Source organism: Aeromonas sp. 25-248, assembly GCF_053005425.1.
In genome coordinates this window covers 53,721-78,518 of record NZ_JBRKTB010000016.1, presented here as the reverse complement: position 1 = coordinate 78,518, position 24,798 = coordinate 53,721, and the positions used below count along the sequence as shown (strand labels likewise).

The window sequence follows — 24,798 nt, the reverse complement described above, 5'->3', positions numbered from 1 at the left end:
TCCCTTGTCGGCGGCCATTTTCGCCGCTTGCCACACACTTGGCAGCCATTTTTACGAAACCCTTACGCTTGGCGCAAAGAGCCTTAACCCGGCTCTGGGGTAGAGTGCCGCCGTGATCGTCATTCAGGATACAGGTTGTCATGCCCACGTTCTCCCCTCGTCTCTTCTGGCTGCTGCCCCTGTGCGCCCTCGCCCTGTTGCTGGCCTGCCGCCCCCAAGCCAAGGCACCCGCCAGCGACTACATCACCGCCAGTGCCGAGACCCGGGATCTGGAGCAGCTCATCATGGCGGACGGCACCCTGAAGGCGCGCAAGCAGGTGAGCGTGGGCGCCCAGGTGTCGGGCCAGATCAAGAAGCTGCACGTGACCCTGGGGCAGGAGATCAAACAGGGGGATCTGCTGGTCGAGATAGACGATCTGCCCCAGCAGAACGCCCTCAAGGATGCCCTGGCCCAGCGCGACAACCTCCAGGCCCAGCTAGATTCCAAAGAGGCCACCCTTCGCAATGCCCGCCTGGCATACCAGCGCCAGCGGCAGATCGTCGCAAGAGGCCTTGGCAGCACGGCCGACCATGACAGCGCCAAGGCGACCCTGGACGAGACCCTGGCCGATATTCGGGCCCTCAACGCCCAGCGGGTGCAGGCCGAGATCGCAGTGGACACCGCCCGGGTCAACCTGGGATATACCCGGATCCTCGCTCCCCTCTCCGGCACCGTGGTGGCCGTGCCGGTGGAGGAGGGGCAGACCCTCAACGCCAGCCAGAGCACCCCCACCCTGCTCAAGATCGCCCAGCTCGACACCATGACGGTGGAGGCCAGGATCTCCGAGGCCGACGTCATCAACGTCCGGGTCGGCATGCCGGTCTATTTCACCATTCTTGGCAACAGCCAGCGCCGCTTCGAGGGAGCCCTGCGGGCCATCGAGCCCGCCCCCGACACCATCAATGACGACGACACCACCAGCAGCAGCGACAGCAGTGCCATCTATTATCACGGCCTGTTCGAGGTGCCCAACCAGGACGGTCAGCTCAGGATCAGCATGACGGCCCAGGTCTATCTGGTGGTCGCCCGGCTCAAAGATGCGTTGGTGATCCCGGCCATCGCCCTGCAGGGGGATCAGGTCAGGGTGGTCGACGACGGAGGCCGGATCAGCCTGCGCCGGGTCAGGGTCGGCCTGAACAACAAGGTGGATGCCCAGATCCTGTCGGGCCTGAGCACCGGTGAGCGGGTCATCGTCAGCGAAGTGAGCGCAGGCCAGAGCGACGCCGCCGGGGGCATGCCGCCCCCCATGGGGATGTGACCATGGGCGCCTTGTTGCAACTGCGGGGCATCCGCCGCCACTTCAAAGAGGGTGAGCGCACCGTCACCGTGCTCGATGGCATCGATCTGGCGATCGCCCGTGGAGAGATGGTGGCCATCGTCGGCGTTTCGGGCTCCGGCAAATCCACCCTGATGAACCTGCTGGGCTGCCTGGATCAGCCGAGCGAGGGGGCCTATCTGGTGGCCGGGCGCGATACTGCCACCCTCAGCCGGGACGAGCTCGCCGCCCTGCGCCGGGAGCACTTCGGCTTCATTTTCCAGCGTTATCACCTGCTGGCGGATCTCGATGCCCGCACCAATGTGGAGGTGCCCGCCCTCTACGCCGGTCTGGATCCGGCCGAGCGACGCCAGCGGGCCGAGGCCCTGCTGACCCGCTTCGGCCTCGCCAGCCGGCTCGAACACAAGCCAAGCCAGCTCTCCGGCGGCCAGCAGCAGCGGGTCAGCATCGCCCGGGCCCTCATCAACGGCGGCGAGGTGATCCTGGCCGACGAGCCGACCGGGGCCCTCGACAGCCAGAGCGGCGCCGAGGTGATGGCGAGCCTTCAAGCTCTGCATCGCCAGGGCCACACCCTGGTGATCGTCACCCACGACATGGACATCGCCCGCCACGCCGAGCGGATCATCGAACTGAAAGATGGCCGGGTGATCGCCGATCGCCGCACCCGCGAGCCACTGGCCCTTTCCCAGGCGACCCAGGCCGCCACCAAGACGTCCGCCAGGGGGAAGACCCCGCTGATGGCGGGGCTCGGGAATGCCCTGCAGATGGCGCTCAAGGCCATGGTCGCCCAGCGGCTGCGCACCTTTCTCACCATGCTCGGCATCATCATCGGCATCGCCTCGGTGGTGACCGTGGTGGCCCTCGGCCAGGGCTCCCGGGAGCGGGTGCTGGAGAACATCAACGCCATGGGCACCAGCACCCTGGAAGTGTTCCCCGGCCGCGGCTTCGGGGACATGCGCTCCGCTACCATACAGACGTTGCGGATCGGGGACGCCGAGGCCATCGCCCGGCTGGACTACGTGCACAGCGTCACCCCCAGCCTCAGCACCAGCGCCACCCTGCGCCTTGGCAGCACCGCCGTCTCCGGCACCATCAACGGCGTCGGCGCCCAGTTCTTCCAGGTCAGGGGCTATCGCCTGGCCCAGGGCATGGGCGTTGATCGCCAGAGCGAGGAGAGCCTGGCCCAGGAGGTGGTGATCGACGAGCACACCCGGGACAAGCTGTTCGCCCCGACCCAGTCCCCCCTGGGCCAGGTGATCCTGCTGGGGGATCTGCCCTGCCGGGTGATCGGGGTCGCCATCAAAAACCAGAGCGGCTTTGGCAGCGACGAGACCCTCAACGTCTGGATCCCTCATACCACCGCCATGAGCCGCATGCTGGGGCAGAGCCATCTGCGCAGCATCAGCGTACGCGTGCGGGACGAGGTGAGCCTGGACGCCGCCCAGGACGGCATCAGCCGCCTGCTCACCCTGCGCCACGGCAGCCAGGACTTCTTCCTGCTCAACACCGACAGCATCCGCCAGACCATCAGCCAGACCAGCGCCACCCTGACCACGCTGATCGCCCTCATCGCCCTCATTTCCCTGATCGTCGGGGGCATAGGGGTGATGAACATCATGTTGGTCTCGGTCACCGAGCGCACCCGGGAGATAGGGGTGCGGATGGCGGTCGGCGCACGGACCCGGGACATCCAGCAGCAGTTCCTTATTGAAGCCGTGCTGATCTGCCTGCTGGGGGGCGTGCTCGGCATCGTCCTCTCCCTGATGCTGGGCCAACTGTTCGACCACTTCAGCAGCGGCGTCCGGATGAGCTACTCCCTTGCCGCCATGGCGGTGGCCTGCCTTTGCGCCAGCCTGATCGGGGTAATATTCGGCTTCGCCCCGGCCCGCCGGGCCGCCAGGCTGGATCCCATCCACGCACTGGAGCGCGAATAGCCCGCATTGACGCCGGGGGGACGCCACTCACCCCGACACCGGATCAGGGGCCGATGCCCGGCCCCGCCACCAAGCCTGAACGCCCGCACTTCTTCCCTGAATGCGCGGGTTCTTTGACCGGGTCCCGTACCCGGTCTTTTTTTGTCTCCCGCCCGCCACACCCACAAAAAAAGCCGCCCGAAGGCGGCTCTTGTCATCACGGGCCAGGCGGTTATCCCGGGCCATCAGGCGCCGATGATGCCGCCATCGTCCCGGGTGATCCGCAACACAGCGGAGCGGGGAATGGCGGTGCCGCCGTCCGGGAAATGGGAGGGAGCCCCTTCCTCACCCGGGTGCTGCACCCCGACGAACAGGGTGCGCCAGTCTGGCGTGAAGGTGAGGCCCGTTATTTCGCAGGCCACGGGGCCGGTCAGGAAGCGGCGCACCTCGCCGCTCGCGGGATCGGCGCACAGCATCTGGTTGTTGCCCATGCCGGCAAACTGCTTCTCGTTGGAGTAGTCGCCGTCGGTCTGGATCCAGAGCCGCCCCGCCTCGTCGAAGCCGATGCCGTCCGGGCTGTTGAACATGTTGTCCGGATGGATGTTGGCACTGCCCGCCATCAGCCCCTCCTTGTGCACGCCAGGGTTGCCCGCCAGCAGGAAGAGATCCCACTCGAAGCGATCGCTCCCGTGATCGTCCCCCATCGGGCGCCAGCGGATGATCTGGCCATAGGGGTTCTCGGCCCTGGGGTTGGCCCCATCGAGAGGTTGGTTCTCCTTGATGCCGCGGTTCTTGTTGTTGGTCAGGGTGCAGTAGACCTCGGCCCTGTGGGGATGCACGGCCACCCACTCGGGCCTGTCCATGGTGGTGGCGCCGAGCCGGGTCGCCGCCTCCCGGGCGAAGATGAGCACCTCCCCCTGATCGGCGAAGCCGTTCTCCCGGGTCAGACCATGCTCGCCGTACACCAGGGGCAGCCACTGGCCGGAGCCCTTGAGCTCCCCCTCCCTCGCCTCGAAGCGGGCCACATAGAGGGTGCCCTCGTCCAGCAGATCCCGGTTGGCGGGGTCATTGCCCGGCGCCACCTTGTTCTTCGAGACGAAGCGGTAGATGTGCTCCCCCCGCTCGTCATCGCCGAGGTAGACCACGGCGCGGCCATCCTGGTTGACGGTGAAGGCCGCATTCTCATGCTTGAAGCGGCCAAGGGCGGTGCGCTTCTTCGGGGTGGAGGCGGGATCGCGGGGATCGATTTCCACCACCCAGCCGAAGCGGTGCGGCTCCTGGGGATGCTTCGCGAGATCGAAGCGCTCGTCGAACCTGTGCCAGCCAAAGCCCGCATCCTCGGCGGCCAAGCCGTAGCGGGCGGTGCGCTGGTCCAGCGCCGGCTTGCCCTCGCTGCCGAAGTAGCCGTTGAAGTTCTCCTCGCAGGTGAGGTAGGTGCCCCAGGGGGTCTGGCCATTGGCGCAGTTGTTGAAGGTGCCAAGGGCGGTGCGCCCCTCGGGATCGGCCTGGGTCTTGAGCAGGGCATGGCCCGCCGCCGGGCCGCTCAATGTCATGGGGGTCGTGGCGGTGATGCGGCGGTTGAGGGCCCCCTTGGGGTTGGCCTGCCACTTGTCATCGATGCGCACCAGCTCCACCAGGGAAACCCCGTGGGCCGCCTGGGCCTTGGCGACAGCCTCTGCACTGAGGGTCTTGCCGCCATCCGCAAACAGGTATTCGTAGTTGGTGTATTCGTTGTTGACGGCGAGCAGGGCGCGATCCGGGCCCAGGGAGAAGAAGCTCATACCGTCGTTGTTGTCGCCAAACTGGCGGGCCTGGGCCTTGGCGTCGTTGCTTTGGGCAAAGGCGGGGGCGTCGGGGAAGAGGGCATCTCCCCAGGCGATCAGCACCTCGGCCTTGTAGCCGGGCGGCACCACTATGGTGTCGGCCACCGAGGCGGGCACGGCCTGGAAGCCAAGCAGCGGCCGGGTGGCGGCGGCCACGGCCTGGGCCACGGGGCTCGCGGCAAAGAAGGCCACCATGCTGGCGGCGCCCACCCCTTTGAGGAAGCCACGGCGGCTGAGATCCGCCTCAATGAGGCGGTTGAACGCCGGCTCCTGCTCGCGGGGGTGGTTGGCACTGTCTTTCTCGTCAAAACGGCTCATCGGCTTTTCCTTGTTATCTCGGCGCAATCATTGCGTCATCACGGCGTCCGGCCACAGCATGGCAGCGCTTTATTAAGCAAGGATGACAAATGATGAGATAACCGGCTGGCCCGGCAAGACGCCATCGCCAAAGAGAAGGGGCGGTGGACACCAGTCCCACCGCCCCGAAAGACATGTCGCCGACAGAAGGGTTGAACCCTATCCGCACTTCTTCAGACTGCTATGCCCGTTTGTACCGGATAGCACCCGCGGGCAGCGTCTAGTTGCACTTCTTCAGGCTGATATGCCGTTTATACCGGATTGCACCCGCTGGCAGCGTCTAGTTGCACTTCTTCAGGCTGCTATGCCCGTTTGTACCGGATAGCACCCGCTGGCAGCGTCTAGTTGCACTTCTTCAGGCTGATATGCCAGTTGGCGCCGGATTGCACCTGGTGTTTGGCGGCGAAGCTGTCCATGTTCAGGGCCACCGACACCTGCAACAGGCTGTTGAGGTAGACCAGGGGCTGACCCTCCGGCACATCGCCAAAGCTGCTGACGTAGGGGGCCTTGCCCTCGTATTTCAGCGCATCCCCTTCGCTGATCCTGATGCAGGCGTTGTCCCCCTTGTGGATACCCGCCTTGGTCAGCAGGCTGTCGTCGATATTGGTCCAGACGTTGCCGTACTGCACGTCCAGGATCGGAATGGTGCCCTTGAGGGTACCGTCTTGCTCGGCCACCGCCGGCTGATAGGGGATGGTCACCACCTCGGCGGGCAGCAGAGGCCCCACCTGCTCGAAGCTGATGGCACCGGAGGCGAGGCGCGCGCCGGTGTAGGCGTAGACGTCGCGGCCGTGGAAGGTGTAGGACTTCTCGGAGCCCTTGAGGCGGTTGGTCTTCTCGTCTATCTGGCGCACCGCCTCGATGCCGAAGTGCTCCGCCACCAGGGTCAGGGTGCCGTTGTCAGGGCTGACGATGTAGTGGCCGCTCCTGGTCTTGAGTACCACCGACTTGCGTTCGGTGCCGACACCGGGGTCCACCACGCTGACGAAGACGGTACCCGCGGGCCAGTATTGCAGGGTCTGATAGAGGCGGTAGGAGGCTTCCCAGATGTTGTAGGCCGGGATCTCGTGGGTCAGGTCATGGAGCGGCAGGGTGCGGTCCACCCCGAAGGCGACCCCCTTCATGGCCGAGACGGCGCCATCCTTGAGACCGAAGTCGGTCTGGAACACCAGGGCCTCGTTGGCAAGGGCACTCGCCCCCACCAGAGAGAGGGCGAGCACGAGGGCGCGGGGGACGATACGAATATCCATGTCAGGGCTCCTTTAAAGACGTTTGGACGTCCAGATTGCCACTCGTGGCGATCTTTGCAACCCCCGATGCCCGAATGGGGGGCGAAATGACTCGCCAATCCGCCCCGTGCGGGTGTATCCATGGGGCATCCAACGCCGGGAGCACATCAGATGACCAGAGAGCATCACGACACCATTTTGCTGAGCCTGGGCAATACCCGAAGCCAGGTCGCGCTCACCGCGGCCGATGGCACCAGCCAGACATTTGCATTGACACTGGGGCTCGATGCCCTGACCCCGGGACCCTTTCGCCGGGATCCACCGACGCCCCTGGAGCTTGAGCAGGCCATCATGGTGGTGGAGGATGTGCTGATGCCCCTCGCGGCACGGATCCCGCCCCACCCCGTGCTGCACCTGCAAAGCCCGGAGCCCCTGGCCGAGGTGCTCGGCAACCGGGTGCAGAGCCGGGAAAACATTGAGCGGTTGTTCGGCCAGCTTGCCGCCATGGTGGAGGGGGATCCCCTGGCCTCGGCCCAGTTGCCGAGGGAGAGGCGCATCGCAGCAGCCCTGCTGATCCTGCGAGAGTGGATGCACCACCTGGATGCCGGGAGCGTCGTCCTGGTCGATGGGTGATGCCCTGTCACACAGCGGGCTCGAAGGGATGCCGTGACACCGCCCAGGCCAGCCCCAGGCTTGTCAGGGTGCTGCCGACGAAGAGCAGATCCAGCGCGACGCCAAGACCGGCCCCGTCGCTCACCCAGCCCAGCAACACGGGTACCCAGTTCGCCACATAGGCGATCACATAGAAGAGGGAGAGCAGCCGCGCGTGGCTGGCCGGGGGCGCGATGCGATTGATCAGGGTCGCACTGCCCACGAACACGGCCCCCTGGGCATAGCCCGCCACCAGCAGCCCGAGTCCCGCCAGCCAGCTGGGCAGGCCGTGAACGGCCCCGGCAAAGAGCAGCACGCACAGCGCCAGGGCCAGCACGCCGCTTTGCAGGGTATGGCGGGCATCGAGGCGACGGGCCCAGAGCTGGCAAAGCCCGGAGAAGACCAGATAGGCCGCGACAAGATAGCCGAACAGCCCCAGATCCGTCATGCCCAGCATCTCGCTCACCACCTTGGGACCCATGGCCAGCAAGCTGGCCGCCACCGCCCAGGCGGTGAAGAGCGCCAGGGCGCAAAGGAAGAACCCGGCCCCCGTGGCCCTGAGCCCCTCTCCCAGGGAGCCGCCACTCTGCCCGCTCGGGGCGGCCTCCGTCGCCCTCACCCCTTTGGGCCAGCTCAACACCAGCCCCCCGATGGCGCAGGCCGCCATCCCCAGGATCAGCAAAAACGGCAGCGTGGTCGGGTAGAGATCCTGCTGCAGCGCCAGCCCGCTGAACACGGGGCCAAGGGCCAGCCCGGCGGTGAAAGACAATGTGGCGCTCAGCGCCGCCCGCTTGCCCCCATCCCTGGGGCCAAAACGCAGCAGCGCCACATTGGCGGCGCCGGTCAGGCTGCCCGTGCCAATCCCGGCCAGCAGCCGCGCCAGCAAAAGGGCCCAGAAGCTGTCGGCCAGGGAGAAGAGCAGGGCCCCGCCCCCGACCGCCACCAGGGCAGGCAGGATCAGGGTGCGCAGATCCGCCACTCGTCCCGCCAGATTGCCCACCCCGAACAAGGCGATGAGCACGCCCCCCGCATAGCCGCCATAGATGAGGCTGAGGCCGAGATCGCTTAGAGCCAGCGCCGCCTGGTAATGGGGATAGAGCGGGGTAGGCACGCTGCTGTTGAGCAGGGCCGACATCAGGGCGAGGGAGAGAAACCAGCGCAGACGAGGATGGACAATCTGACCTGGCTCGCAAGCCGGGACGCTTGAGACAGACATGGACACTCCAGTGGCAGACGAATGAAACCGCAATCGGGAGCGACATCATAGCGATCCCGCCCACCCCGGACTGCGGCAGTTCTGCATCACGCCGACTCAATCCTGCATCACGTCGAGGTGGCGCGCGCCCTTGGCCGGGGAGCCGCAGGCACGCACCGGACCCGGTCTATCCCCTTGTGCTGCCATCCCCGCTGGCATCTAATATTGCGGCGCCAATCGGGCGTTCTGCTTGAGTGAGGAGCAAGCATGATCAACTGGGACGATGCCCGCTTCTTCCTGGCCCTGGCACGGCGGGGCAGCCTGCGACAGGCCGGACTCGAGCTCGGGGTGGATCAGGCCACCGTCGGGCGGCGGATCACCCTGCTCGAGCAGCAGCTGGGGGCCAAGCTGTTTATCCGCACCCCCAGACACTATCGGCTCAGCCCCCTGGGGGAAGCGCTGCAGCCCCAGGCCGAGGCCATGGCGCAGGCGGCCCTGGCCATGATGCGCACCGCAAGCCTGGGGGAGCTGGAAGGGGAGGTTTGCATCGCCACCACGGATACCCTGGCCCAGGGCTTCGTGCTGCCCGCGTTCACCCTGCTGCGCCAGCGCCACCCCGGCATCCGCCTCAAGTTGCTGACCGCCGTCAGCGTGAGCGACATCCCCAATCAGGAGGCGGATCTCGCCATTCGCAGCGTGCGCCCCGAGCAGGGAGATCTCGTGGTCAAACGGCTCGCCACCATCAAGATGGGGCTCTACGCCTCTCCCGACTACCTGGCCAGGCGAGGCACGCCCCGCTCGGGTCAGGCACTGCAAGAGCACGACCTGCTGCTCTTTCCCAGAGAGCTGGTGGCCCGTCACTGGCTGAGTCTGTGCGGCGAACCGCTCCACGAGCCCAACGTGGTCCTGCAGAGCAATGCCCAGCTGGTGCTGATGGCCGCCGCCCGGCAGGGGCTCGGCATCGCCCTGCTCTCCACCTTCCTCGCCGAGGAGGATCCCGCCCTGGTGCGCCTGCTGCCTGACCAGCACGATCCCATCGACATCTGGATGGTACTGCACCCGGACGTGCAGAAGACGGGCCGAATGCGCGCCCTGGTGGCAGCCCTGGAGGAGGTGTTCCAGCCCCTGCAACAGACCCAGCCCTCCGCCACCCCCTGTCAAACGCACAGGGATTGAGCGGGTATGCCCCCCATACGGGGCACTTTCTTCGCAACGAACCATGTTAGAGTCCGCCGCTGTTTTTTCCTTTGATAACGGGGCCTTACATGAAGAAGTTCGTTGTTTCATCCAGTGTCATCCTGATGGCGGGCTTGCTGACAGCCTGTGCGAGCGAGTCGTCGCGCACCCTGGAGGTACCCAAGGTTGCCTCCTATCAGAGCCACTATCAGGGCGCACGCAGCCCCATCGCCGTCGGCAAGTTCGACAACCGTTCCAGCTACATGCGTGGCATCTTCTCCGACGGCGTGGACCGGCTGGGCAGCCAGGCGAAAACCGTGCTGATCACCCACCTGCAACAGACCGGCCGCTTCAGCGTACTGGATCGCGACAACATGGCGGAGATACAGGCCGAAGCCGGGATCAAGCAACAGGCCCAGCAACTCAAGGGCGCCGACTACGTGGTCACCGGCGACGTCACCGAGTTTGGTCGCAAGGAAGTCGGCGATCATCAACTGTTTGGCATCCTGGGTCGCGGCAAGTCACAGATCGCCTATGCCAAGGTCAACCTGAACATCGTCAACGTCACCACCTCGGAAGTGGTCTTCTCTTCCCAGGGTGCCGGGGAGTACGAACTCTCCAACCGCGAGATCGTCGGCTTCGGCGGCACCGCCAGCTACGACTCCACCCTGAACGGCAAGGTGCTGGATCTCGCCATCCGCGAGGCCGTCAACAATCTGGTGAACGGCATCGAGACCGGTGCCTGGCGCCCGGCCCAATGAGGAGAGACGAGATGACGCTGTTCCGTCCTTCCCTGCTGCTGGTCAGCGGCCTGCTGCTGAGCGCCTGCGCCCAGGGGCCGCAGACGCTCTACAACTGGGATCAATATCAGGGAGTGGTTTACCAGCACATGCAGGGTGACGACACCGGGGTCGAAGCGCAGATCGATGCGCTGGAGAAAAACCAGCAAGAAGCGAGCGCCAAGGGGCAGGCTGTGCCACCGGGCTTTCACGCTCACCTCGGCATGCTGTACGCCCAGCTCGGCAAGGATGCCCAGACTCGCGAGCAGTTCGAAACCGAGAAGCGCCTCTTCCCCGAATCGGCCCCCTTCATGAACTTCCTGATGTCCAACAAGAAGGGAGAGACCCAATGACCCTGCGCACCCTCCTTGCCCTCACGCTGGGCACCCTCCTCCTGGGCGGCTGTGCACAGGGCCCCGGCTACGACTACAGCAACTTCAAGGAGAGCAGACCAACCTCCATTCTGGTGCTGCCGCCGGTGAATCACTCGCCGGACATCAAGGCGGGCCCCAGCCTGCAATCCCAGATCACCTATCCGCTCGCCGAGTCCGGCTATTACGTGCTGCCGGTGGCGGTCACCAACGAGACGTTCCGGCAGAACGGCGTGACCGAGCCCGCCGACATCCAGGCGCTGCCCATCAAGAAGCTCCACGAGATCTACGGTGCCGATACCGCCCTCTACCTTGACATCAAGGAGTACGGCACCAGCTATCTGGTCATCTCCAGCGAGACAGTGGTCACCGCCAGTGCCCGCCTGGTGGATCTGCGCACCGGCAAGCTGCTGTGGGAAGGCAGTGCCAGCGCCAGCAGTGCCGAGCAGCAGGGCAATTCGGGGGGCGGCCTCATCGGCATGCTGGTGGTGGCGGTGGTCAATCAGATTGCCAACACCCTGACCGACAAGGGCCATGAAATCGCCGGTATCACCAGCGTCAGGCTGCTCAGTGCCGACATGCCCAACGGCATCCTCCCTGGCCCCCGCTCGCCGAAATACCAGGCTCGCTAAGGCGCCCGTCACAGTCCACACAAGAGGGCGCCATACCCTCTTGTTTCAGTCGCCACCCCTTTCCCCTGCCTGACATCGCATGACGCCTCATCGTCTATCTTTTTGATATTGTTGGCTCATTCTTGCGCATGCCGGGTGACGACCCACCAACTTCATCTGGTGATGCCCGGCAAAATCAGTTACAAAAAAGGCCTCTGTCACCACGGAAGCGTTCACGCCATGGCCGCCTCACTGCTGCGTTTCCTCCCCCGTCGATGGCTCACCCGGTTTGGCTGGCTCTGCCTGGCCCTGATGGGGCTCGGATTGGTGTGCAACTACACCTACTTCGTCATCAGGCACGACATGGCGCTCATCACCGCCAAGCAGCCCAACCTGTTCGAGGTGTTCTATCAGCGGGCCCGCATCCTGGCGCCGGAGAAACTGGCCGCCTTCATCGACAACAGCAGCATCAAGATGCCCATCTTCAGCGAGAACGGGGATGCGACGGCCTATGCCTATGGCTATGATCTCCCCACCCTGAAACGCCTGGCGGTCATTCCCGTGTTGCCCCCGGCCAACCAGATGCTCCTCGCCTACCAGTACGTCATCTCCAACCCCGAGGTCCTCAACCTCTACGCCTTCTATGATGATCGCCGCATGCTTGGCATGGTCGCCAGCAAGGGGATGCTGCCGAGCCAGTTGTTGCCCATCAACACCGACCTCAGCGACATCGAGCCCTGGACCCACTATTTCGGCTGCGCCTTTTTCGCGGCCACCCATGTCCCCTGCAGCACGGATGAAACCTGGGTATCCGAGGTCTACACCGACACCTTCACCGGACTGAATACCATCACCCTCTACTTCCCCTTCGTCTATTACGAGCCCGCCATCAAGGACTACCGCTATGGGCTCAAGGGCATCGACATCGCCGTCGACCGGGCGTTCAAGGATGTGCTGCACCCCTTCGAGAGCCTCAATCCGACCCGGACCGTCCTCTCCTTCGAAGAGGTCGAGCCCTGCCGCCCGTTCCACCTCTGCCTGAGCACGCCGCTGATGCGCACTCAGGCAGGCAATGATCTCTACCTCAAGTGGTCATACAGTTACGGCGATTTCATCCGGTCCGTGCTCTACGGGGCGGCCTTCAAGCTCTATCTCATCATCCTGCTGCTGATCATGCTGACGGGGCGGGGCATCTATGGCCGCCTGCGCACCCTGGCACAGACCGATCACCTGACCCGGCTGCCGCGACGGGACATCCTGGACGAGGCCCTGCTGAAGGAATACGACTTCCTGATGCTGCTGGACATCGACAACTTCAAGTCCATCAACGACACCCATGGTCACGGGGTGGGTGACCTGGCGCTCGTCGCCTTCACCGCTCACCTCAAGGCCAATATTCGCAAGGGCGATGTCGCCATTCGCTGGGGCGGGGAAGAGTTCATCGTGCTGTTCAAGGGGATGGACGATGACAACATGATGCATCACTCCGCCGCCCGCCTGCTGGAGCGGCCATTGCGCATCCCCGAACTGCCCGCCCCCATCACCTTCTCCGCCGGAGTGACCCGCATTCGCGATTACCTGACGGTGGCCGAGGCGGTGCAACTGGCCGACGATCTGCTCTATCACGTCAAGCAGCACGGCAAACGCAATATCGCCTATTACCAGGGGCAGACCATCCGCCTTGTCCGCGACCTGGGCGCCGATTAGGCCCCCTGAGCGCCCCGGCTTCTGCCGCGCCCCCGCTATCTGTTACCATCCCGCCACGCTGATTGTTTCCGTCCCTGCCACGGGGCGGGATAACCCCAATACTGGTGCCCTATGTCCATTGCCTCCTTCGCCGAACTGGCCCTCTCCCCCCGCTTGCAGCAAACCCTGACCGAGCTTGGCTACGCCGCCCCCACCCCAGTGCAGGCCAGCGCCATCCCCCTGATCCTCGCGGGGCGGGATCTGATGGCGGGGGCCCAGACCGGCACCGGCAAGACCGCCGCCTTCGTGCTGCCGCTGCTGGAGCAGTTGCTGCAACACCCGACGAGCGATGGCCCTCGCCCCATTCGCGCCCTGGTGCTGGTGCCGACCCGCGAGCTGGCGGTGCAGGTTGCCGAGAGCGTCACACGCTACGCCAGAGGCACCGACCTCACCAGCACGCTGGTCTACGGCGGGGTGAGCATCGCCGCACAGGTGGAGGCGCTGAACGCCGGGGTGGATATCCTCATCGCCACCCCGGGCCGCCTGCTCGATCACCTGCGCCAGGGGGCGCTCACGCTGGCCGAACTGCGTCATCTGGTGTTTGACGAGGCGGACAGGATGCTCGACATGGGCTTTATGGACGAGATCAAGGCGCTGCTGAAGCAAATCCCGGCGGATCGCCAGACCCTGCTGTTTTCGGCCACCTGCGACGACAACCTCTTTGCCCTCTGCAAGGTGCTGCTGCGCGACCCGGCGCTGGTGGAAGTGGCACCGCGCAACACCACGGCGGCCGAGGTGGAGCAGCGGGTCTATGCGGTGGACAGCGATCGCAAAGTGGCACTGGTCCAACACATGCTGACCGTGAAAGGCTGGGCACCGGCGCTGATCTTCAGCCGCACCCGCCAGGGGGCCGACAAGCTGGCCCAGCAGCTTGGCAAGGGGGGCATCAATGCGCTCGCCTTCCACGGGGATCTATCACAGAGCGCACGGGAAAACGTGCTGCTGGCGTTTCGCGCCGGCACCCTGCAGGCGCTGGTGGCCACCGACGTGGCGGCTCGCGGCCTCGATATCAGCGATCTCAACCATGTAATCAATCTGGAGTTCCCCCATCAGCCCGAGGATTACGTCCACCGCATCGGGCGCACCGGCCGCGCCGGCAACAAGGGGCTCGCCATCACCCTGTTCAGCCCGGAAGACGCGCCGCTTCTAGAGAAGGTGGAGGCAGTGCTCGACGCCCGTCTGCCCCAGCAGTGGTTCCCGGGATTTGAGCCGGATCTCACCCGCTTCGACCCCGAGCCGCGCCGCGCCAGCAAGGGCGCCCAGAAGCAGAAGGCCAGAAAGCAGGCCCTCGCGGGCAACAAGGGCGGTAAGGGACGAAAATCCTGACACGACTGTTTGCTGGGGCAGCCATGTGGCTGCTCCAGCATCACCATTCTCCAGACGCAGGCCTGCGAGGTGACGCCAACCGCTTTCCTGCCCCCTGTTCTGCTCCGCGCCCTCCTCCTCAGTCCGCTTGCCCTGACCCGGCGACCCTTTGCCACACTCTGCTACAAAAGAGGTAGTAAGGGGGCACACTTTCGCCACAAAGCAGGCGTGCAATGGAGGCATGGACAAGGAGGACATCATGAAACCCGCATCCCTCGTCTGGGCCCTGCCCCTGACCCTCACCCTGCTCTGGCTCGCTGGCCTCACCCAGTGGCCCGCCAGCGTCTGGCCTTGGCGCCACGAGCTGCTGATCCTGACCGGCTTGCTTGGTCTGGGCACCATGACCTTCTCCCTGCTGCTAGCTCTGCGTCTTCCCAGACTCGAAGCCTGGTGCGGCGGGCTGGATCGCATGTTGCACCTGCATCGCGGCAGCGCCCTCTGGGCCACCGGCACCCTGACGGCACACTGGCTGCTGGTGGAAGCCCCCAAGTGGGCCGTCGCCGCCGACTGGCTGACCCGGCCGGCGCGCCGCGGTGCTGGTGCTGGTGCTGGTGCTGGTGCTGGTGCTGGTGCTGGTGCTGGTGCTGGTGCTGGCAACGATGCCCTGTGGCACAGCCTCGGCAATACCCTGGGGGAGTGGGGTTTCTATCTGCTGCTGGCGCTGGTGGTGGTAAGCCTGCTGGCGGTGGTGCGCTACGAGCGCTTCAAGGTGGTTCACCGGCTGGCTCCGGTCATCTATCTGATGGGCTGGCTGCACGGGCTCTGCCTGCTGCCGCGCATCGGCGCCCTGACCCCGGTCGGCCTGACCCTGCTTATCGGCGGCGGGCTGGGGGCTCTGGGGGCGCTCTACTCCCTGTTTGGCCGGGTGGGGCGGGACGCACGCCGCCAGGGGACGGTCAGCGCCCTCATCCCTCTGGACGAGTGCACCCTGGAGATCCGGGTTGGCCTCACCGCGCCCCTGCACGGCTATCGCCCGGGGCAGTTCGCCTTCTTCGACTTTGCCGGGCGCGGCGAGCCCCACCCCTACACCCTGGTCGATGTCTCGGCAGATGGCTGTACCCTCACCCTGGCGGTGCGCGCCCTCGGGGATCACACCCGCTGGCTGCACCGCCACCTCAAGGTGGGGGATACGGTCACCGTGACCGGCCCCTATGGCGCCTTCGCCCTGCCGGATCCGGCCCCCGCGCTCTGGGTGGGCGCCGGTATCGGCATCACCCCCTTCGTCGCCTGGCTGGAGGCCCTGGTACGCCGCGGTGAAAAACGCCCCGGCACCACCTTGCTGCAATGCGCCCCCACCGCCGAGGCCGCCCCCTATCACGGTCGGCTGGCCGAGCTGTGCCGCCGGGCCGGGGTCGAGTACCAATTGCACCTGGAATCCGAGCGCGGCCGACTGGATCTGGCCGCCCTGGGCAAACGCCAGCACACCCCGGTGTGGTTCTGCGGCCCCGAGCCCATGGCCCAGAGCCTGGATGCCCACCTGGCCACCCCGCTGCACCGGGAGCTGTTCCGCTTTCGCTGACGGGCCAGCCGGTGCAGCCAGCCATCGGCAGCGCCGTTTTTCTCGGTGCGAGGCGCACTCGGGCCGGCAAACAGCAAGATTGTCCAAGCGGGCGACACAGGCTTGGGGCTAGATTAGGGGGGCAGTCTGGTTCAGGAGGGAAAGATGGCGCAGGACAACCAGTTCATATTCGCACACAGTCAGCACCTGGCGAGCCTGACTGCGCTGCGGGTCAACATGACGGAGTTTCGCTACGACCGTCACGCCCACGAGGAGTACTCCTTCGGGGTCACTCTGGCCGGGCGGCAGAACTTCTTCTGCCACGGCGGAGCCCACTCCAGCCCGGCAGGCAGCGTCATCCAGTTCAATCCCGGGGATGTCCACGACGGTCATGCCGGTGACAACGCCAGCCTCGACTACACCATGCTCTACATTCCGCCCCACGAACTCACCCCGCTGTTTGCCGATGCCGCGGGCGAGCGGGCAATGGGGACCTATCGGTTGTTGCAGCCCCTGGTGCGCGATGAGGCGCTGAGCGCCTGCATCCTCGAGCTGGCCCAGGCGGTGCGCGGCCAGGCCGACAGCATAGAGCAGGAGTTTGCCCTCTATCGCCTCGCCACCCGGGTGATGCAGCAGGCGGGACGTTTTGAGCCCAATGGCCGGGTGAGTCGCATCGATCGCCTCCTGTTGCAGGCCAGGGACTTTATCCACGCCCACTTTCAGCAGGATATCTCCCTGGCCGACATCAGCGCGGCGGCCAACATCTCCAAGTACCACTTCCTGCGGCTGTTTCGCCAACAGCTTGGCATCACCCCCCATCAATACGTGATCAACTGCCGCATCAATGCCGCCCGGCGCGCCTTGGCCGCCGGAGAGTCGGCGCAGGATCTGGTGTACCGCTTCGGTTTCACCGATCTCAGTCACCTCAACCGTCGCTTCAAGCGCATCTATGGCATGACCCCCACCCAATACAGCGCCAGCCTGATCCGCTGAGCCCAAGGAACACCCCATGATTGAACTTCTCGCCTATGCCATCGGCATCATGTATACCCCAGGCCCCGTCAACCTCATCGGCCTCAATGCAGGCCTGGGTGGCCGCACCCGCGCCTCCCTTGGCTTCTTCCTCGGGGTCGGCTTGGCGATGTTCGTGCTCCTGCTGCTCTTTGGCTGGGCGGGCACCCGCCTGGTGCGGGAAGATACCCTGATCTATGTCAGCCTGGTGGGGTGCCTCTATATCGCCTATCTCGCCATCAAGATCGCCAGCGACAGCGGCGAGCTCGGTGCCAACGAGGCGCCTGCCCGCCCTCTGGGGGTGCGCAGCGGCTTCGTCATCCAGTTGCTCAACCCCAAGGCCATGATCGCCACCCTGCCCATCACCAGCATCCAGTTCCCGGCAGCCCAGATCCACGGCTGGAGCCTGCTGCCCTGGTCCCTGCTGCTCGGCCTGCTGGCCGCCGGCGCCCCCGGCAGCTACTCGATGGCTGGCAGCCTCATCGGACGTCATCTTCAACATCCTCGCTGGTTCAGGTACTTTAACCTGCTGATGGCCGCCCTGCTGCTCTACAGCGCCATCGCCCTGGCCTACCAGCATGTCTATCTACCGCTGGCCGGCTGATCCGGCGAAGCGCCCCATCAAGAACCCCGGTGAAACGCCCACCTATGCCGGGGTTTCGCCTTCACAGAGCAGACACAGGCCGGGCACTGCTGCACCGGCCTTTTCGGGTCATTTTCGCCATGGGCTGGCTATCCTCAACGGGGTCTCTTGCCCAATATGGAGCTACCCATGGATCGCTACTACAAACACCTGGCCATCAGCGGCCTCATCTCCTTTGGAGGCCTTGCCCTGATACTGCTGCTGCAAACCATCCCGCTCATTTCCAACATCATGACCGCCATCTTCTTCGCCGGATCGGTGGGGGCCGTCATCAACAACTATTACCGTCTCGCCAGGCTGCACGACAGCGACGCCATAACCCACATCAGCCAACCCCGGGTGATCGTCACGCAATTTTATGTCTCCCTGCTGTTTTCCGGCATTCTCGGCTTTATCGCCTACGGACTCTTTGCCAGCAGCCTGCTGCAGGGGGATCTGTTTCCCAAGTTCAAACACATGGAGCACCCCTATGTCTCCTTGCAGACCCTGCTGACCCTGGCCTCTCCTGCAACCAATCTGGATGCCGCCAAAGCCGTCATCTGGGCCTTTATCGCCGGTTTTTCCGAGCGATTCGTCCCCAATGCCATCGACGCCCTGACCAAGGCGGTGCCCCCCTCAGGGCAAGATGCCCCGGGATAAGGGCCCGGGCAAGCAGGAGCATTGCCACCCCGGGTGCAGACCGGACTACCCGGCATCCGGATGCAACACGCTGGCGCCACCTGTTGTTCTCGTATCGCCATCACGGGCCAGCACCTTATCTCCTGGTGTCAACGCAGCAGTACAGCTGCCACGAGCAAGCCCTCATTCGGGTATTGATGCATTCGGAATGAATAAGCATCATCTTGCGGCCCCTGGTCATGGATAAGAATGTTGTATGTCCTTTGATAAAAAGCACGGTGAGTTCATCTTCAATGTGCAGGAACACCTGGTCACCTGCGAGCTGATCGGCCCTTTCAATGAAGAGGGTATGCTGACGTGGATTACGGAGATTAAGCGCGTGGTGAACAGCCTGGACGGTAAGCGTTTCTGCGCCCTGGTGGATCATCGTCAGCATCAGGGGGTGGTGCTCTCCGCCCTGCCCCATCTGCAGGAAACCTATCAGTGGCTGACACAGAAGAATCTGGTGGCCATCGCCTCCCTCTATTCGGCCAAGGTGCTCCATCACATCGCCCTCTCCTGCCTCTCCCTCACCCATCCGGACCATATCCGGGCATTCAACGACCCCCAAGAGGCCATCGCCTGGCTGGATGCCCAATATCAGACGCGGTAGGCCACCCGGCCTAGCGTAATACCCACTATGCCGCGTACCAGCCCGGCCTGTGTTGATGCGCACTGTGCCGTGACGTCACCGGCCCGGTCTGGTTAAAAAGGCCGGTATCAACTCCCTCAGGTGCCACGTCCGGCAACAACCGATGGCAGAGCCCCCAGTGGCTGGAAATGGGCACCCGTCGGGAGCGCCGCCTTGGCGACTGTCAGCCCCCGCACGGCAGTATCCTGGCCAAGGGGCATCTGCGCCGCCCGCACGCTGCCGCCCCAGAAGCTCGCCACCAGTATCAAGGCCCCGGCCAGCCCGTATTTGATCCAGGATTTCATCGTCTTGCTCCCCTCTCGTTGGCCCTTGCCACTCCTGTGGCAAGCAGACCCATTTATCAGTGGGCAGAAGATAGGGGGGATTTGTGAGGAAAAAATGAGGTTGTGTGAAGCCAAGGTGAAGTCGAGGGGAAGTCAGAAGATATCAGCAGCGAGTGGCGACAAATATGACGGTTGGCTGTGCGAGGAATGGGGAGAAGCACAGACTCACCTCATGTAACCACCGCCTTGATGTAGGGACGATTAGCGCAGCGTAATCGTCCGTTTGCCAAGAATAACCTGGTGGCAACACAAGCAGGAAACCTTGGATCCCAACAAACCCTCGGCAACCCGCTATTCAAGATCGTCCGAGTACTCTTCACAACCCGAACAAGCAGATCCATTTAACCCCATCAAATAGTCAGACGAATACTATCTCCATGTATAAGTTTGATATGGTATTTTTGCCTGCATATCGACCAGCTGAAATAGATTCAAGGTAAAAAATCTAGAGGAAATGCAATGACAAAAGCACTACATGTATCTGACAAAAAGCTGCTAGCACAGCTGCTAGCGGCCCACCCTCAGGAAATAGATGTACTGGTCGATGTGCTGACTGATCACGGCAAGGGGCGTATGGGCCTAGAGGCATCGATCAAGCAGAAGCTGGTCATGGCTCGTCACAATCCAAAAGTAGATCGTTACCCCCTAGCGCTGCTACAGACGCTCAAGGAGGAACTACAAGCATTTGGTGGTAACTCTGCTATGAATCTCGCACGCCGTGTGCTAGGGCGCTCCGCAGTACCCTACGAGGAGATCGTCGACGATGTCTACAGGAAGCTCAACGGCAACTCACCGGAGAACAAGCCCCTAGAGCGTAAAGAGATGGATATTGCCCTTGCTCTGTTTGGCAACGGGTGGTTTGGCCTACCGGTCGAAAAGCGGCTGGAAAGATGTATCAACATAAAGGTTCTATCCGGTGCCTTCTCCCTAAACGAAGCCCTATATAAGGAGTCAGGCGACAAGCTCGCCACCCTTTCGGCAAGTAACATTGCCCAGCTCGGCGCTACTTATGTTGGGCTGATCGCTAAAGCGGGTCTAAACGTACACAGCACCGCTGCTGAGGCCTACCGTATTACCGTGCCCTTCGTCGCGCAGATGGGCTGGATACGTCTGCGCCAGATGGCACCAGCACACAAGGCATTACAGCATCAAGCTGATTCCTCATCGCTAACTCAAGACCTAATCCTGAGCAGCGAAGATGGTGACAAGCTGATGAGTATCCGACTGTTCGATAACCCTCCTTCTACGAGAGGTCGGCCACTACCAGCAGATCAAGTCGACTCACTCAGCCCCTTGCTATCGAATATCCCCGGCCTCGCCGCCTTGGCTGAGCTGACTGGCAGTAACTACGTACTGTGTAGCCTACCTATCGAGACACTGACCAAATCCAGCCAAGGCGATACCCTACGCGCTTGGGTCACCGAGGGCGGGCGCATCAAGGAACACGCCCACCTGCTCGGACCGGACGCATTACAGAATGTGCTTATCAGCGGTGTAGCTTGGAACGTTCTATCTTCGGCCGTCGGGCAGAAACACTTGCACGACATCAGTGAGAAACTAACCGCCATAAAACGTCAGTTGGACGAAGTCCAAGGAGATCTGGAAAACCTAAGAAAACACAAGTTGATGAGCTTGCTCGACTACGTCCAGGGCTTGTTGGATCACCTTCACACTGATGGTATCGACACCTGTGCTCAGCACCATCTGGAGAGCCGACTGGTAGACCAAGGCGAGTTGGAAAAGTACTTCAGGGATAAAATTGCGGATGAACAGAAAAAAGCCAAAGAGCAGGGAACTGGAAAACTGTTCAAAAGCGACACGGCTAGGAGCGAACTGCTGGCGAGCCTAGAGCGCATGCAGAGTTGGGTGCAGAGCTACCTACAGGCAATACAATTGCGTGTCGTCATTTACGCCCTTCTACACAAACAGAATCCCTTGACCCGCTACCGTGCACAGGCCGCAAAGGCGTTAGCAGAACTAGCCTCAATTAAGGCTGTCCCTGAGGAAAGCTGCCAAATCTATAACGCTAAGATGGCCATGAGCGGCTCGTTGACCTCAGCCAACGATCATCAGAAGCGTCAACTCACCGAGCAATTGCAAGCACTGAACAACGATCTGGAGCAAGGACTTCAGGGCACACAACTGCTGTTCCGGACCTTCTTTGATTCATCCGAGCAGCAAGTGCTGCTGCAATTGAAGAACGGCGTGCCAATAGGCGCACGCCTCCTTGATTCTGTAACCTGACCCCATATGACGGGCTAGTTCTAAGCACGCTAGCCCCATCATGCTTCAGACCGGTTACAACGGCGGCGTGCGCGGCGGCACCATACGCTTGCTGCCGGTGGACTCGAAGGCCGAGGCGACGCGCAGCAGGTTGTTATCGTCATAGGCGCGACCGGCGAAGGTCAGGCCAACCGGCATGCCGATATCGGCCATCACGCCCATGGGGACGGTGACGGTCGGCACGCCGAGGTGGCGGATGGCGAGGTTGCCGTTGGCAACCCAGATGCCGTTGCTCCAGGCGATGTCGGCGGAGGCCGGATTCACGTCCGCATCAGCCGGGGCGACATCGGCGACGGTGGGGAACAGCACGGCGTCGAGCTTGAGCCCGTCCATCCAGTCCTCAAGATCCAGCTTGCGGGTCTTCTCCAGACCGCGCAGGCCGTCCGGCACTGTGGGGATCTCGTCAAAGCGCTTGATGCCGCGCTTGGCCATATTGACGTACTCGTCCATGCCCGCCGCCAGATCGCCCTCGCGGTTAGGCAGGGTGCCCGGATCGTGGGGGAAGATCTTCGGCCCATCGACATCGGCCAGCTTGTTCAACTTGGGATCGCCGTTGGCGCGCAGGAAGTCGTCGAACGCCCAGCCGGAGAGCTCCCACAGCTCGTCGTTGAGAAACTCCGGGCTCACGATGCCGCGATTGAACACGGTCGGCGCGCCGGGTCGGTCCCCTTCGCAGTTGGAGACCAGCGGGAAGTCCACTTCGATGACTTCGGCGCCAGCAGCTTCCAGCGCCTTGCGCGCCTGTTCCCACAGCGCAATCACAGTCTCGCGGGTATGAATGCGCTGACCGGTCGGGCCGCCGATACCGGGGTTGTCGCTGGTGCCGGCCAGTTCATCCTTGTTGATAAACATGCGCGGCACGCCGAGGCGCTTGCCCTTGAGGGCATCGGCCTTGGCTGCCAGTTCCAGATAGGACGCCGGACGCACTTCGGAGGCCTTGGGCAACTGCACCCAGGGCTGCATACGCCAGAGATCACCGCGAGTCTCGGCATCGTCGGCGACCACCACATCGAGCACTTCCAAGAGATCGTTCATGGTGCGGGCATAGGGCACCACCACATCCATGGTCGGAGTCAGCGGCCAGTTGCCGCGCACCGAAATCACGCCCCGGGACGGGGTATAGGCACACAGGCCGTTGTTGGACGCAGGGCCCCGGCCGCTCGACCAGGTCTCTTCGGCGAGACCAAAGGCGGCGAAGCTCGCGGCGGTGGCAGTACCGGCCCCGTTGGAGGAGCCGGAGGCAAAGGGCGCGGTCAGGTAGTCGGCGTTGTAGGGGCTCTCGGCACGGCCATAGACGCCGCGCTGCATGCCGCCATTGGCCATCGGCGGCATATTGGTCTTGCCAAGGCAGATGGCGCCGGCGGCGCGCAGGCGCTCGACGGTAAAGGCATCGCGCTGGGCCACCAGATCCTTGAAGGCCGGGCTGCCGGAGGCGGCGGTCAGCCCCTTGACCAGATAGCTGTCTTTGGCGGTGTAGGGAATGCCGTCGAGCGGGCCCAGGGTTTCGCCACGGGCGCGGCGGGCATCAGACGCTTGCGCCTCTTTCAGGGCATCGGGGTTGGGCACCACGACGGCGTTGAGGCGGGTTGATGTCTCGGGGCCGTCATAGGCGGCGATCCGGGCCTGATAGGCCTCGACCAGTTCGACCGCGGTGGTGCGGCCTGATTCGAGCGCGGCACGCAGCTCGGCAATGGAAACCTCGGTCACTTCGATCATGGGGATCTCCTGTAAAAGGGTGACTGTTTGTCATGATGATCGCCGCATCGGCGCCTGCGACCATCACGTCATCAAGGGATAAAACCCCACTGAGTGGGGTTTTGAATACTAACTAGAACCGGTTTACGACCCGTCGCGAGAGGCCGTCAGCAAGGTGAAGAGCAGCGCAGGAACCGGAGCGTATAAACATACGTGAGCCCTCGGTTTCACATAAGCGAGCAGCACATGAGCCTTGATCACGGTCTCGCAGCAGGATCGTCATCCGGTTCTTATTTGCCGGAGGGGATCTGCTGGGTAATGCAGTGAATATTTCCACCCCCCAGCAGGATCTCCCGGGCCGGCACGCCGACGACCTTATGCTCCGGGAAGATCTCTTCCAGAATGCGCTGGGCTTCGCCGTCGGTGGCGGCATCCAGCAGCGGGTAGACGATGCGATCGTTGGTGATGAGGAAGTTCACGTAGGAACCGGCCAGACGGCCTTCTGCCTCGCGCGGCACACCGCTGCCGCTCTCGACGCCGGCGGACTCTTCCTGGGTGCAGTAGAGCGGGCCCGGCTGGGGCAGCTTCCACACTTTCAGCTTGCGCCCCTTGGCGTCCACCGCCGCTTCCAGCACCTTGAGGGCAGCCAGGGAGCGGGCGTACTGGGGATCTGTCTCATCGTCAGTCCAGTGTAGGGCCACTTCACCCGGACGCACGAAGCAGCACATGTTGTCGATGTGGCCGTCGGTCTCGTCCATGTAGACCCCTTCGTCCAGCCAGATAACGCTCTTCACACCCAGATAGTCGCGCAGGTGAGCTTCGATCTGCTCTTTGCTCAGGTGCGGGTTGCGGTTTTCGTTGAGCAGGCACTCGGCGGTGGTCAGGCAGGTGCCTTCGCCGTCGACGTGGATGGAGCCCCCTTCCAGAATAAGCGGCGCGTCGTAACGATCCATGCCGTGCTGTTCCAGCATCCGGGCAGCGACCTCTTCATCCTGGTTCCACGGGTAGTAGAGACCCCCCTTGTGACCGCCCCAGGCGTTGAAGCCCCAGTCCACCCCACGGCACTCGCCTGCGGCGTTGGTGACGATGGTGGGGCCAGTGTCGCGGGCCCAGCAGTCATCGCTGGCCATCTCCACCAGGGTAACGTGGGCGGGCATGATGCCACGGGCCTGCTCCATAAACTGGGCCGGCACCCCCATAAAGACCGGCGTCGCGCCACCGATGGCATCGGCCACCTTGGCGAAGGTGGCCTGGGCGAAGCGACCGGCTTCCCGCCAGTTGTCCGGGCGGAACGGCCAGATCATCCAGACGGCCTGCTGGTGAGCCCACTCGGCGGGCATGGTGAAGCCGTCGGCGGCCGGCGTGGAATTCATGGTCTTGATGCTCATCGCAAGGCTCCTTGCATGGATTGAGGCCCCCGATTTGCCTGGGAACCCTGAAAAAATAAGAGTGGGTCGCAGTGTAAGAAGTTGCGCGCCCATCCATCAAATGAATAGGATTAATT

Annotated in this window: 20 protein-coding genes and 1 pseudogene; 15 read left to right on the top strand and 6 right to left on the bottom strand. The window is 63.7% G+C overall.

The features are described from left to right. The first annotated feature begins 140 nt into the window (after positions 1-140). Positions 141-1,298 (top strand): efflux RND transporter periplasmic adaptor subunit, encoded by a 1,158-nt coding sequence (locus tag ACVDHI_RS18305; RefSeq protein WP_447212378.1) that lies wholly within the window; start codon positions 141-143, stop codon positions 1,296-1,298. A gap of 2 nt (positions 1,299-1,300) precedes the next feature. Further along, positions 1,301-3,250: a MacB family efflux pump subunit gene (locus tag ACVDHI_RS18300; RefSeq protein ID WP_447212377.1), complete on the top strand. Its 1,950-nt coding sequence runs from the start codon at positions 1,301-1,303 to the stop codon at positions 3,248-3,250. A 224-nt stretch (positions 3,251-3,474) separates the two neighbouring features. On the opposite strand, the gene ACVDHI_RS18295 is transcribed toward ACVDHI_RS18300, so the two are convergent. Then, positions 3,475-5,370 carry a PhoX family protein gene (locus tag ACVDHI_RS18295; RefSeq protein ID WP_447212376.1) on the bottom strand — a complete coding sequence of 632 codons (1,896 nt, stop codon included), beginning with the start codon at positions 5,368-5,370 and terminating at the stop codon, positions 3,475-3,477. A 380-nt stretch (positions 5,371-5,750) separates the two neighbouring features. Then, entirely contained in the window at positions 5,751-6,659 is a 909-nt protein-coding gene (locus ACVDHI_RS18290; RefSeq protein WP_042015034.1) for an SAM hydrolase/SAM-dependent halogenase family protein, read from the bottom strand. A gap of 150 nt (positions 6,660-6,809) precedes the next feature. Between ACVDHI_RS18290 and ACVDHI_RS18285 the strand changes: the two genes are divergently transcribed. After that, positions 6,810-7,271, top strand: a complete 462-nt coding sequence (locus ACVDHI_RS18285; protein ID WP_010672943.1) for a hypothetical protein — start codon at positions 6,810-6,812, stop codon at positions 7,269-7,271. A 7-nt stretch (positions 7,272-7,278) separates the two neighbouring features. Here ACVDHI_RS18285 and ACVDHI_RS18280 read toward each other — a convergent pair whose 3' ends face one another. Next, positions 7,279-8,505, bottom strand: a complete 1,227-nt coding sequence (locus ACVDHI_RS18280) for an MFS transporter (RefSeq protein WP_323940381.1) — start codon at positions 8,503-8,505, stop codon at positions 7,279-7,281. Between the two features lie 246 nt (positions 8,506-8,751). Here ACVDHI_RS18280 and ACVDHI_RS18275 point away from each other — a divergent pair, with 246 nt between their 5' ends. The 11 genes from ACVDHI_RS18275 to ACVDHI_RS18225 all read left to right on the top strand — a co-directional run bounded on the left by ACVDHI_RS18275 (position 8,752) and on the right by ACVDHI_RS18225 (position 18,954). After that, the gene (locus ACVDHI_RS18275) at positions 8,752-9,660 is read left to right on the top strand and encodes a LysR family transcriptional regulator (protein WP_104451816.1); all 909 of its coding nucleotides are present in this window, start codon (positions 8,752-8,754) and stop codon (positions 9,658-9,660) included. Between the two features lie 89 nt (positions 9,661-9,749). Further along, positions 9,750-10,421, top strand: coding sequence for a CsgG/HfaB family protein (locus ACVDHI_RS18270; protein WP_266137034.1), 672 nt, complete (start codon positions 9,750-9,752; stop codon positions 10,419-10,421). An 11-nt stretch (positions 10,422-10,432) separates the two neighbouring features. After that, positions 10,433-10,792, top strand: coding sequence for a DUF4810 domain-containing protein (locus tag ACVDHI_RS18265; protein WP_010672939.1), 360 nt, complete (start codon positions 10,433-10,435; stop codon positions 10,790-10,792). Then, positions 10,789-11,442 (top strand): DUF799 domain-containing protein, encoded by a 654-nt coding sequence (locus ACVDHI_RS18260; protein ID WP_113069670.1) that lies wholly within the window; start codon positions 10,789-10,791, stop codon positions 11,440-11,442. Before ACVDHI_RS18265 ends, ACVDHI_RS18260 begins: the two co-directional genes overlap by 4 nt. A 219-nt stretch (positions 11,443-11,661) precedes the next feature. Then, positions 11,662-13,128 (top strand): GGDEF domain-containing protein, encoded by a 1,467-nt coding sequence (locus ACVDHI_RS18255; protein ID WP_447212375.1) that lies wholly within the window; start codon positions 11,662-11,664, stop codon positions 13,126-13,128. A gap of 111 nt (positions 13,129-13,239) precedes the next feature. After that, on the top strand, positions 13,240-14,493 hold the full coding sequence (locus ACVDHI_RS18250; RefSeq protein ID WP_447212374.1) for a DEAD/DEAH box helicase: 1,254 nt from the start codon (positions 13,240-13,242) through the stop codon (positions 14,491-14,493). A 220-nt stretch (positions 14,494-14,713) separates the two neighbouring features. After that, positions 14,714-16,051 carry a ferric reductase-like transmembrane domain-containing protein gene (locus tag ACVDHI_RS18245; protein ID WP_447212373.1) on the top strand — a complete coding sequence of 446 codons (1,338 nt, stop codon included), beginning with the start codon at positions 14,714-14,716 and terminating at the stop codon, positions 16,049-16,051. 144 nt (positions 16,052-16,195) lie between these two features. Next, a complete protein-coding gene (locus tag ACVDHI_RS18240; protein WP_041214560.1) occupies positions 16,196-17,023 on the top strand; it encodes an AraC family transcriptional regulator in 828 nt (275 codons plus the stop codon). Positions 17,024-17,039: 16 nt separating this feature from the next. Then, a complete protein-coding gene (locus tag ACVDHI_RS18235; protein WP_010672933.1) occupies positions 17,040-17,645 on the top strand; it encodes a LysE family translocator in 606 nt (201 codons plus the stop codon). A 168-nt stretch (positions 17,646-17,813) separates the two neighbouring features. Then, entirely contained in the window at positions 17,814-18,323 is a 510-nt protein-coding gene (locus ACVDHI_RS18230; protein ID WP_447212372.1) for a hypothetical protein, read from the top strand. A 235-nt stretch (positions 18,324-18,558) separates the two neighbouring features. Further along, on the top strand, positions 18,559-18,954 hold the full coding sequence (locus ACVDHI_RS18225) for a hypothetical protein (protein WP_039041295.1): 396 nt from the start codon (positions 18,559-18,561) through the stop codon (positions 18,952-18,954). A 224-nt stretch (positions 18,955-19,178) separates the two neighbouring features. Here ACVDHI_RS18225 and ACVDHI_RS18220 read toward each other — a convergent pair. Then, positions 19,179-19,277: pseudogene (locus ACVDHI_RS18220) on the bottom strand (subclass B2 metallo-beta-lactamase); the annotation flags it as partial. Positions 19,278-19,775: 498 nt separating this feature from the next. On the opposite strand from ACVDHI_RS18220, the gene ACVDHI_RS18215 reads away from it, so the two are divergent. Further along, positions 19,776-21,560 carry a hypothetical protein gene (locus ACVDHI_RS18215; RefSeq protein WP_261999789.1) on the top strand — a complete coding sequence of 595 codons (1,785 nt, stop codon included), beginning with the start codon at positions 19,776-19,778 and terminating at the stop codon, positions 21,558-21,560. Between the two features lie 54 nt (positions 21,561-21,614). On the opposite strand, the gene ACVDHI_RS18210 is transcribed toward ACVDHI_RS18215, so the two are convergent. Beyond that, positions 21,615-23,315: an amidase gene (locus ACVDHI_RS18210; RefSeq protein WP_447212371.1), complete on the bottom strand. Its 1,701-nt coding sequence runs from the start codon at positions 23,313-23,315 to the stop codon at positions 21,615-21,617. Positions 23,316-23,584: 269 nt separating this feature from the next. After that, the gene (gene aguA / locus ACVDHI_RS18205; RefSeq protein ID WP_447212370.1) at positions 23,585-24,682 is read right to left on the bottom strand and encodes an agmatine deiminase; all 1,098 of its coding nucleotides are present in this window, start codon (positions 24,680-24,682) and stop codon (positions 23,585-23,587) included. Positions 24,683-24,798 lie beyond the last annotated feature (116 nt).

Excerpts from the sequence above, each read along its gene's own strand:
- ACVDHI_RS18245 (WP_447212373.1), top strand. The coding sequence starts at position 14,714 with ATGGACAAGGAGGACATCATGAAACCCGCATCCCTCGTCTGGGCCCTG.
- ACVDHI_RS18260 (WP_113069670.1), top strand. The coding sequence starts at position 10,789 with ATGACCCTGCGCACCCTCCTTGCCCTCACGCTGGGCACCCTCCTCCTG.
- ACVDHI_RS18250 (WP_447212374.1), top strand. The coding sequence starts at position 13,240 with ATGTCCATTGCCTCCTTCGCCGAACTGGCCCTCTCCCCCCGCTTGCAG.
- ACVDHI_RS18210 (WP_447212371.1), bottom strand. The coding sequence starts at position 23,315 with ATGATCGAAGTGACCGAGGTTTCCATTGCCGAGCTGCGTGCCGCGCTC.
- ACVDHI_RS18295 (WP_447212376.1), bottom strand. The coding sequence starts at position 5,370 with ATGAGCCGTTTTGACGAGAAAGACAGTGCCAACCACCCCCGCGAGCAG.
- ACVDHI_RS18280 (WP_323940381.1), bottom strand. The coding sequence starts at position 8,505 with ATGTCTGTCTCAAGCGTCCCGGCTTGCGAGCCAGGTCAGATTGTCCAT.
- ACVDHI_RS18265 (WP_010672939.1), top strand. The coding sequence starts at position 10,433 with ATGACGCTGTTCCGTCCTTCCCTGCTGCTGGTCAGCGGCCTGCTGCTG.
- aguA (WP_447212370.1), bottom strand. The coding sequence starts at position 24,682 with ATGAGCATCAAGACCATGAATTCCACGCCGGCCGCCGACGGCTTCACC.
- ACVDHI_RS18275 (WP_104451816.1), top strand. The coding sequence starts at position 8,752 with ATGATCAACTGGGACGATGCCCGCTTCTTCCTGGCCCTGGCACGGCGG.
- ACVDHI_RS18305 (WP_447212378.1), top strand. The coding sequence starts at position 141 with ATGCCCACGTTCTCCCCTCGTCTCTTCTGGCTGCTGCCCCTGTGCGCC.
- ACVDHI_RS18270 (WP_266137034.1), top strand. The coding sequence starts at position 9,750 with ATGAAGAAGTTCGTTGTTTCATCCAGTGTCATCCTGATGGCGGGCTTG.
- ACVDHI_RS18255 (WP_447212375.1), top strand. The coding sequence starts at position 11,662 with ATGGCCGCCTCACTGCTGCGTTTCCTCCCCCGTCGATGGCTCACCCGG.
- ACVDHI_RS18285 (WP_010672943.1), top strand. The coding sequence starts at position 6,810 with ATGACCAGAGAGCATCACGACACCATTTTGCTGAGCCTGGGCAATACC.
- ACVDHI_RS18300 (WP_447212377.1), top strand. The coding sequence starts at position 1,301 with ATGGGCGCCTTGTTGCAACTGCGGGGCATCCGCCGCCACTTCAAAGAG.
- ACVDHI_RS18215 (WP_261999789.1), top strand. The coding sequence starts at position 19,776 with ATGACAAAAGCACTACATGTATCTGACAAAAAGCTGCTAGCACAGCTG.
- ACVDHI_RS18235 (WP_010672933.1), top strand. The coding sequence starts at position 17,040 with ATGATTGAACTTCTCGCCTATGCCATCGGCATCATGTATACCCCAGGC.
- ACVDHI_RS18225 (WP_039041295.1), top strand. The coding sequence starts at position 18,559 with ATGTCCTTTGATAAAAAGCACGGTGAGTTCATCTTCAATGTGCAGGAA.
- ACVDHI_RS18230 (WP_447212372.1), top strand. The coding sequence starts at position 17,814 with ATGGATCGCTACTACAAACACCTGGCCATCAGCGGCCTCATCTCCTTT.
- ACVDHI_RS18240 (WP_041214560.1), top strand. The coding sequence starts at position 16,196 with ATGGCGCAGGACAACCAGTTCATATTCGCACACAGTCAGCACCTGGCG.
- ACVDHI_RS18290 (WP_042015034.1), bottom strand. The coding sequence starts at position 6,659 with ATGGATATTCGTATCGTCCCCCGCGCCCTCGTGCTCGCCCTCTCTCTG.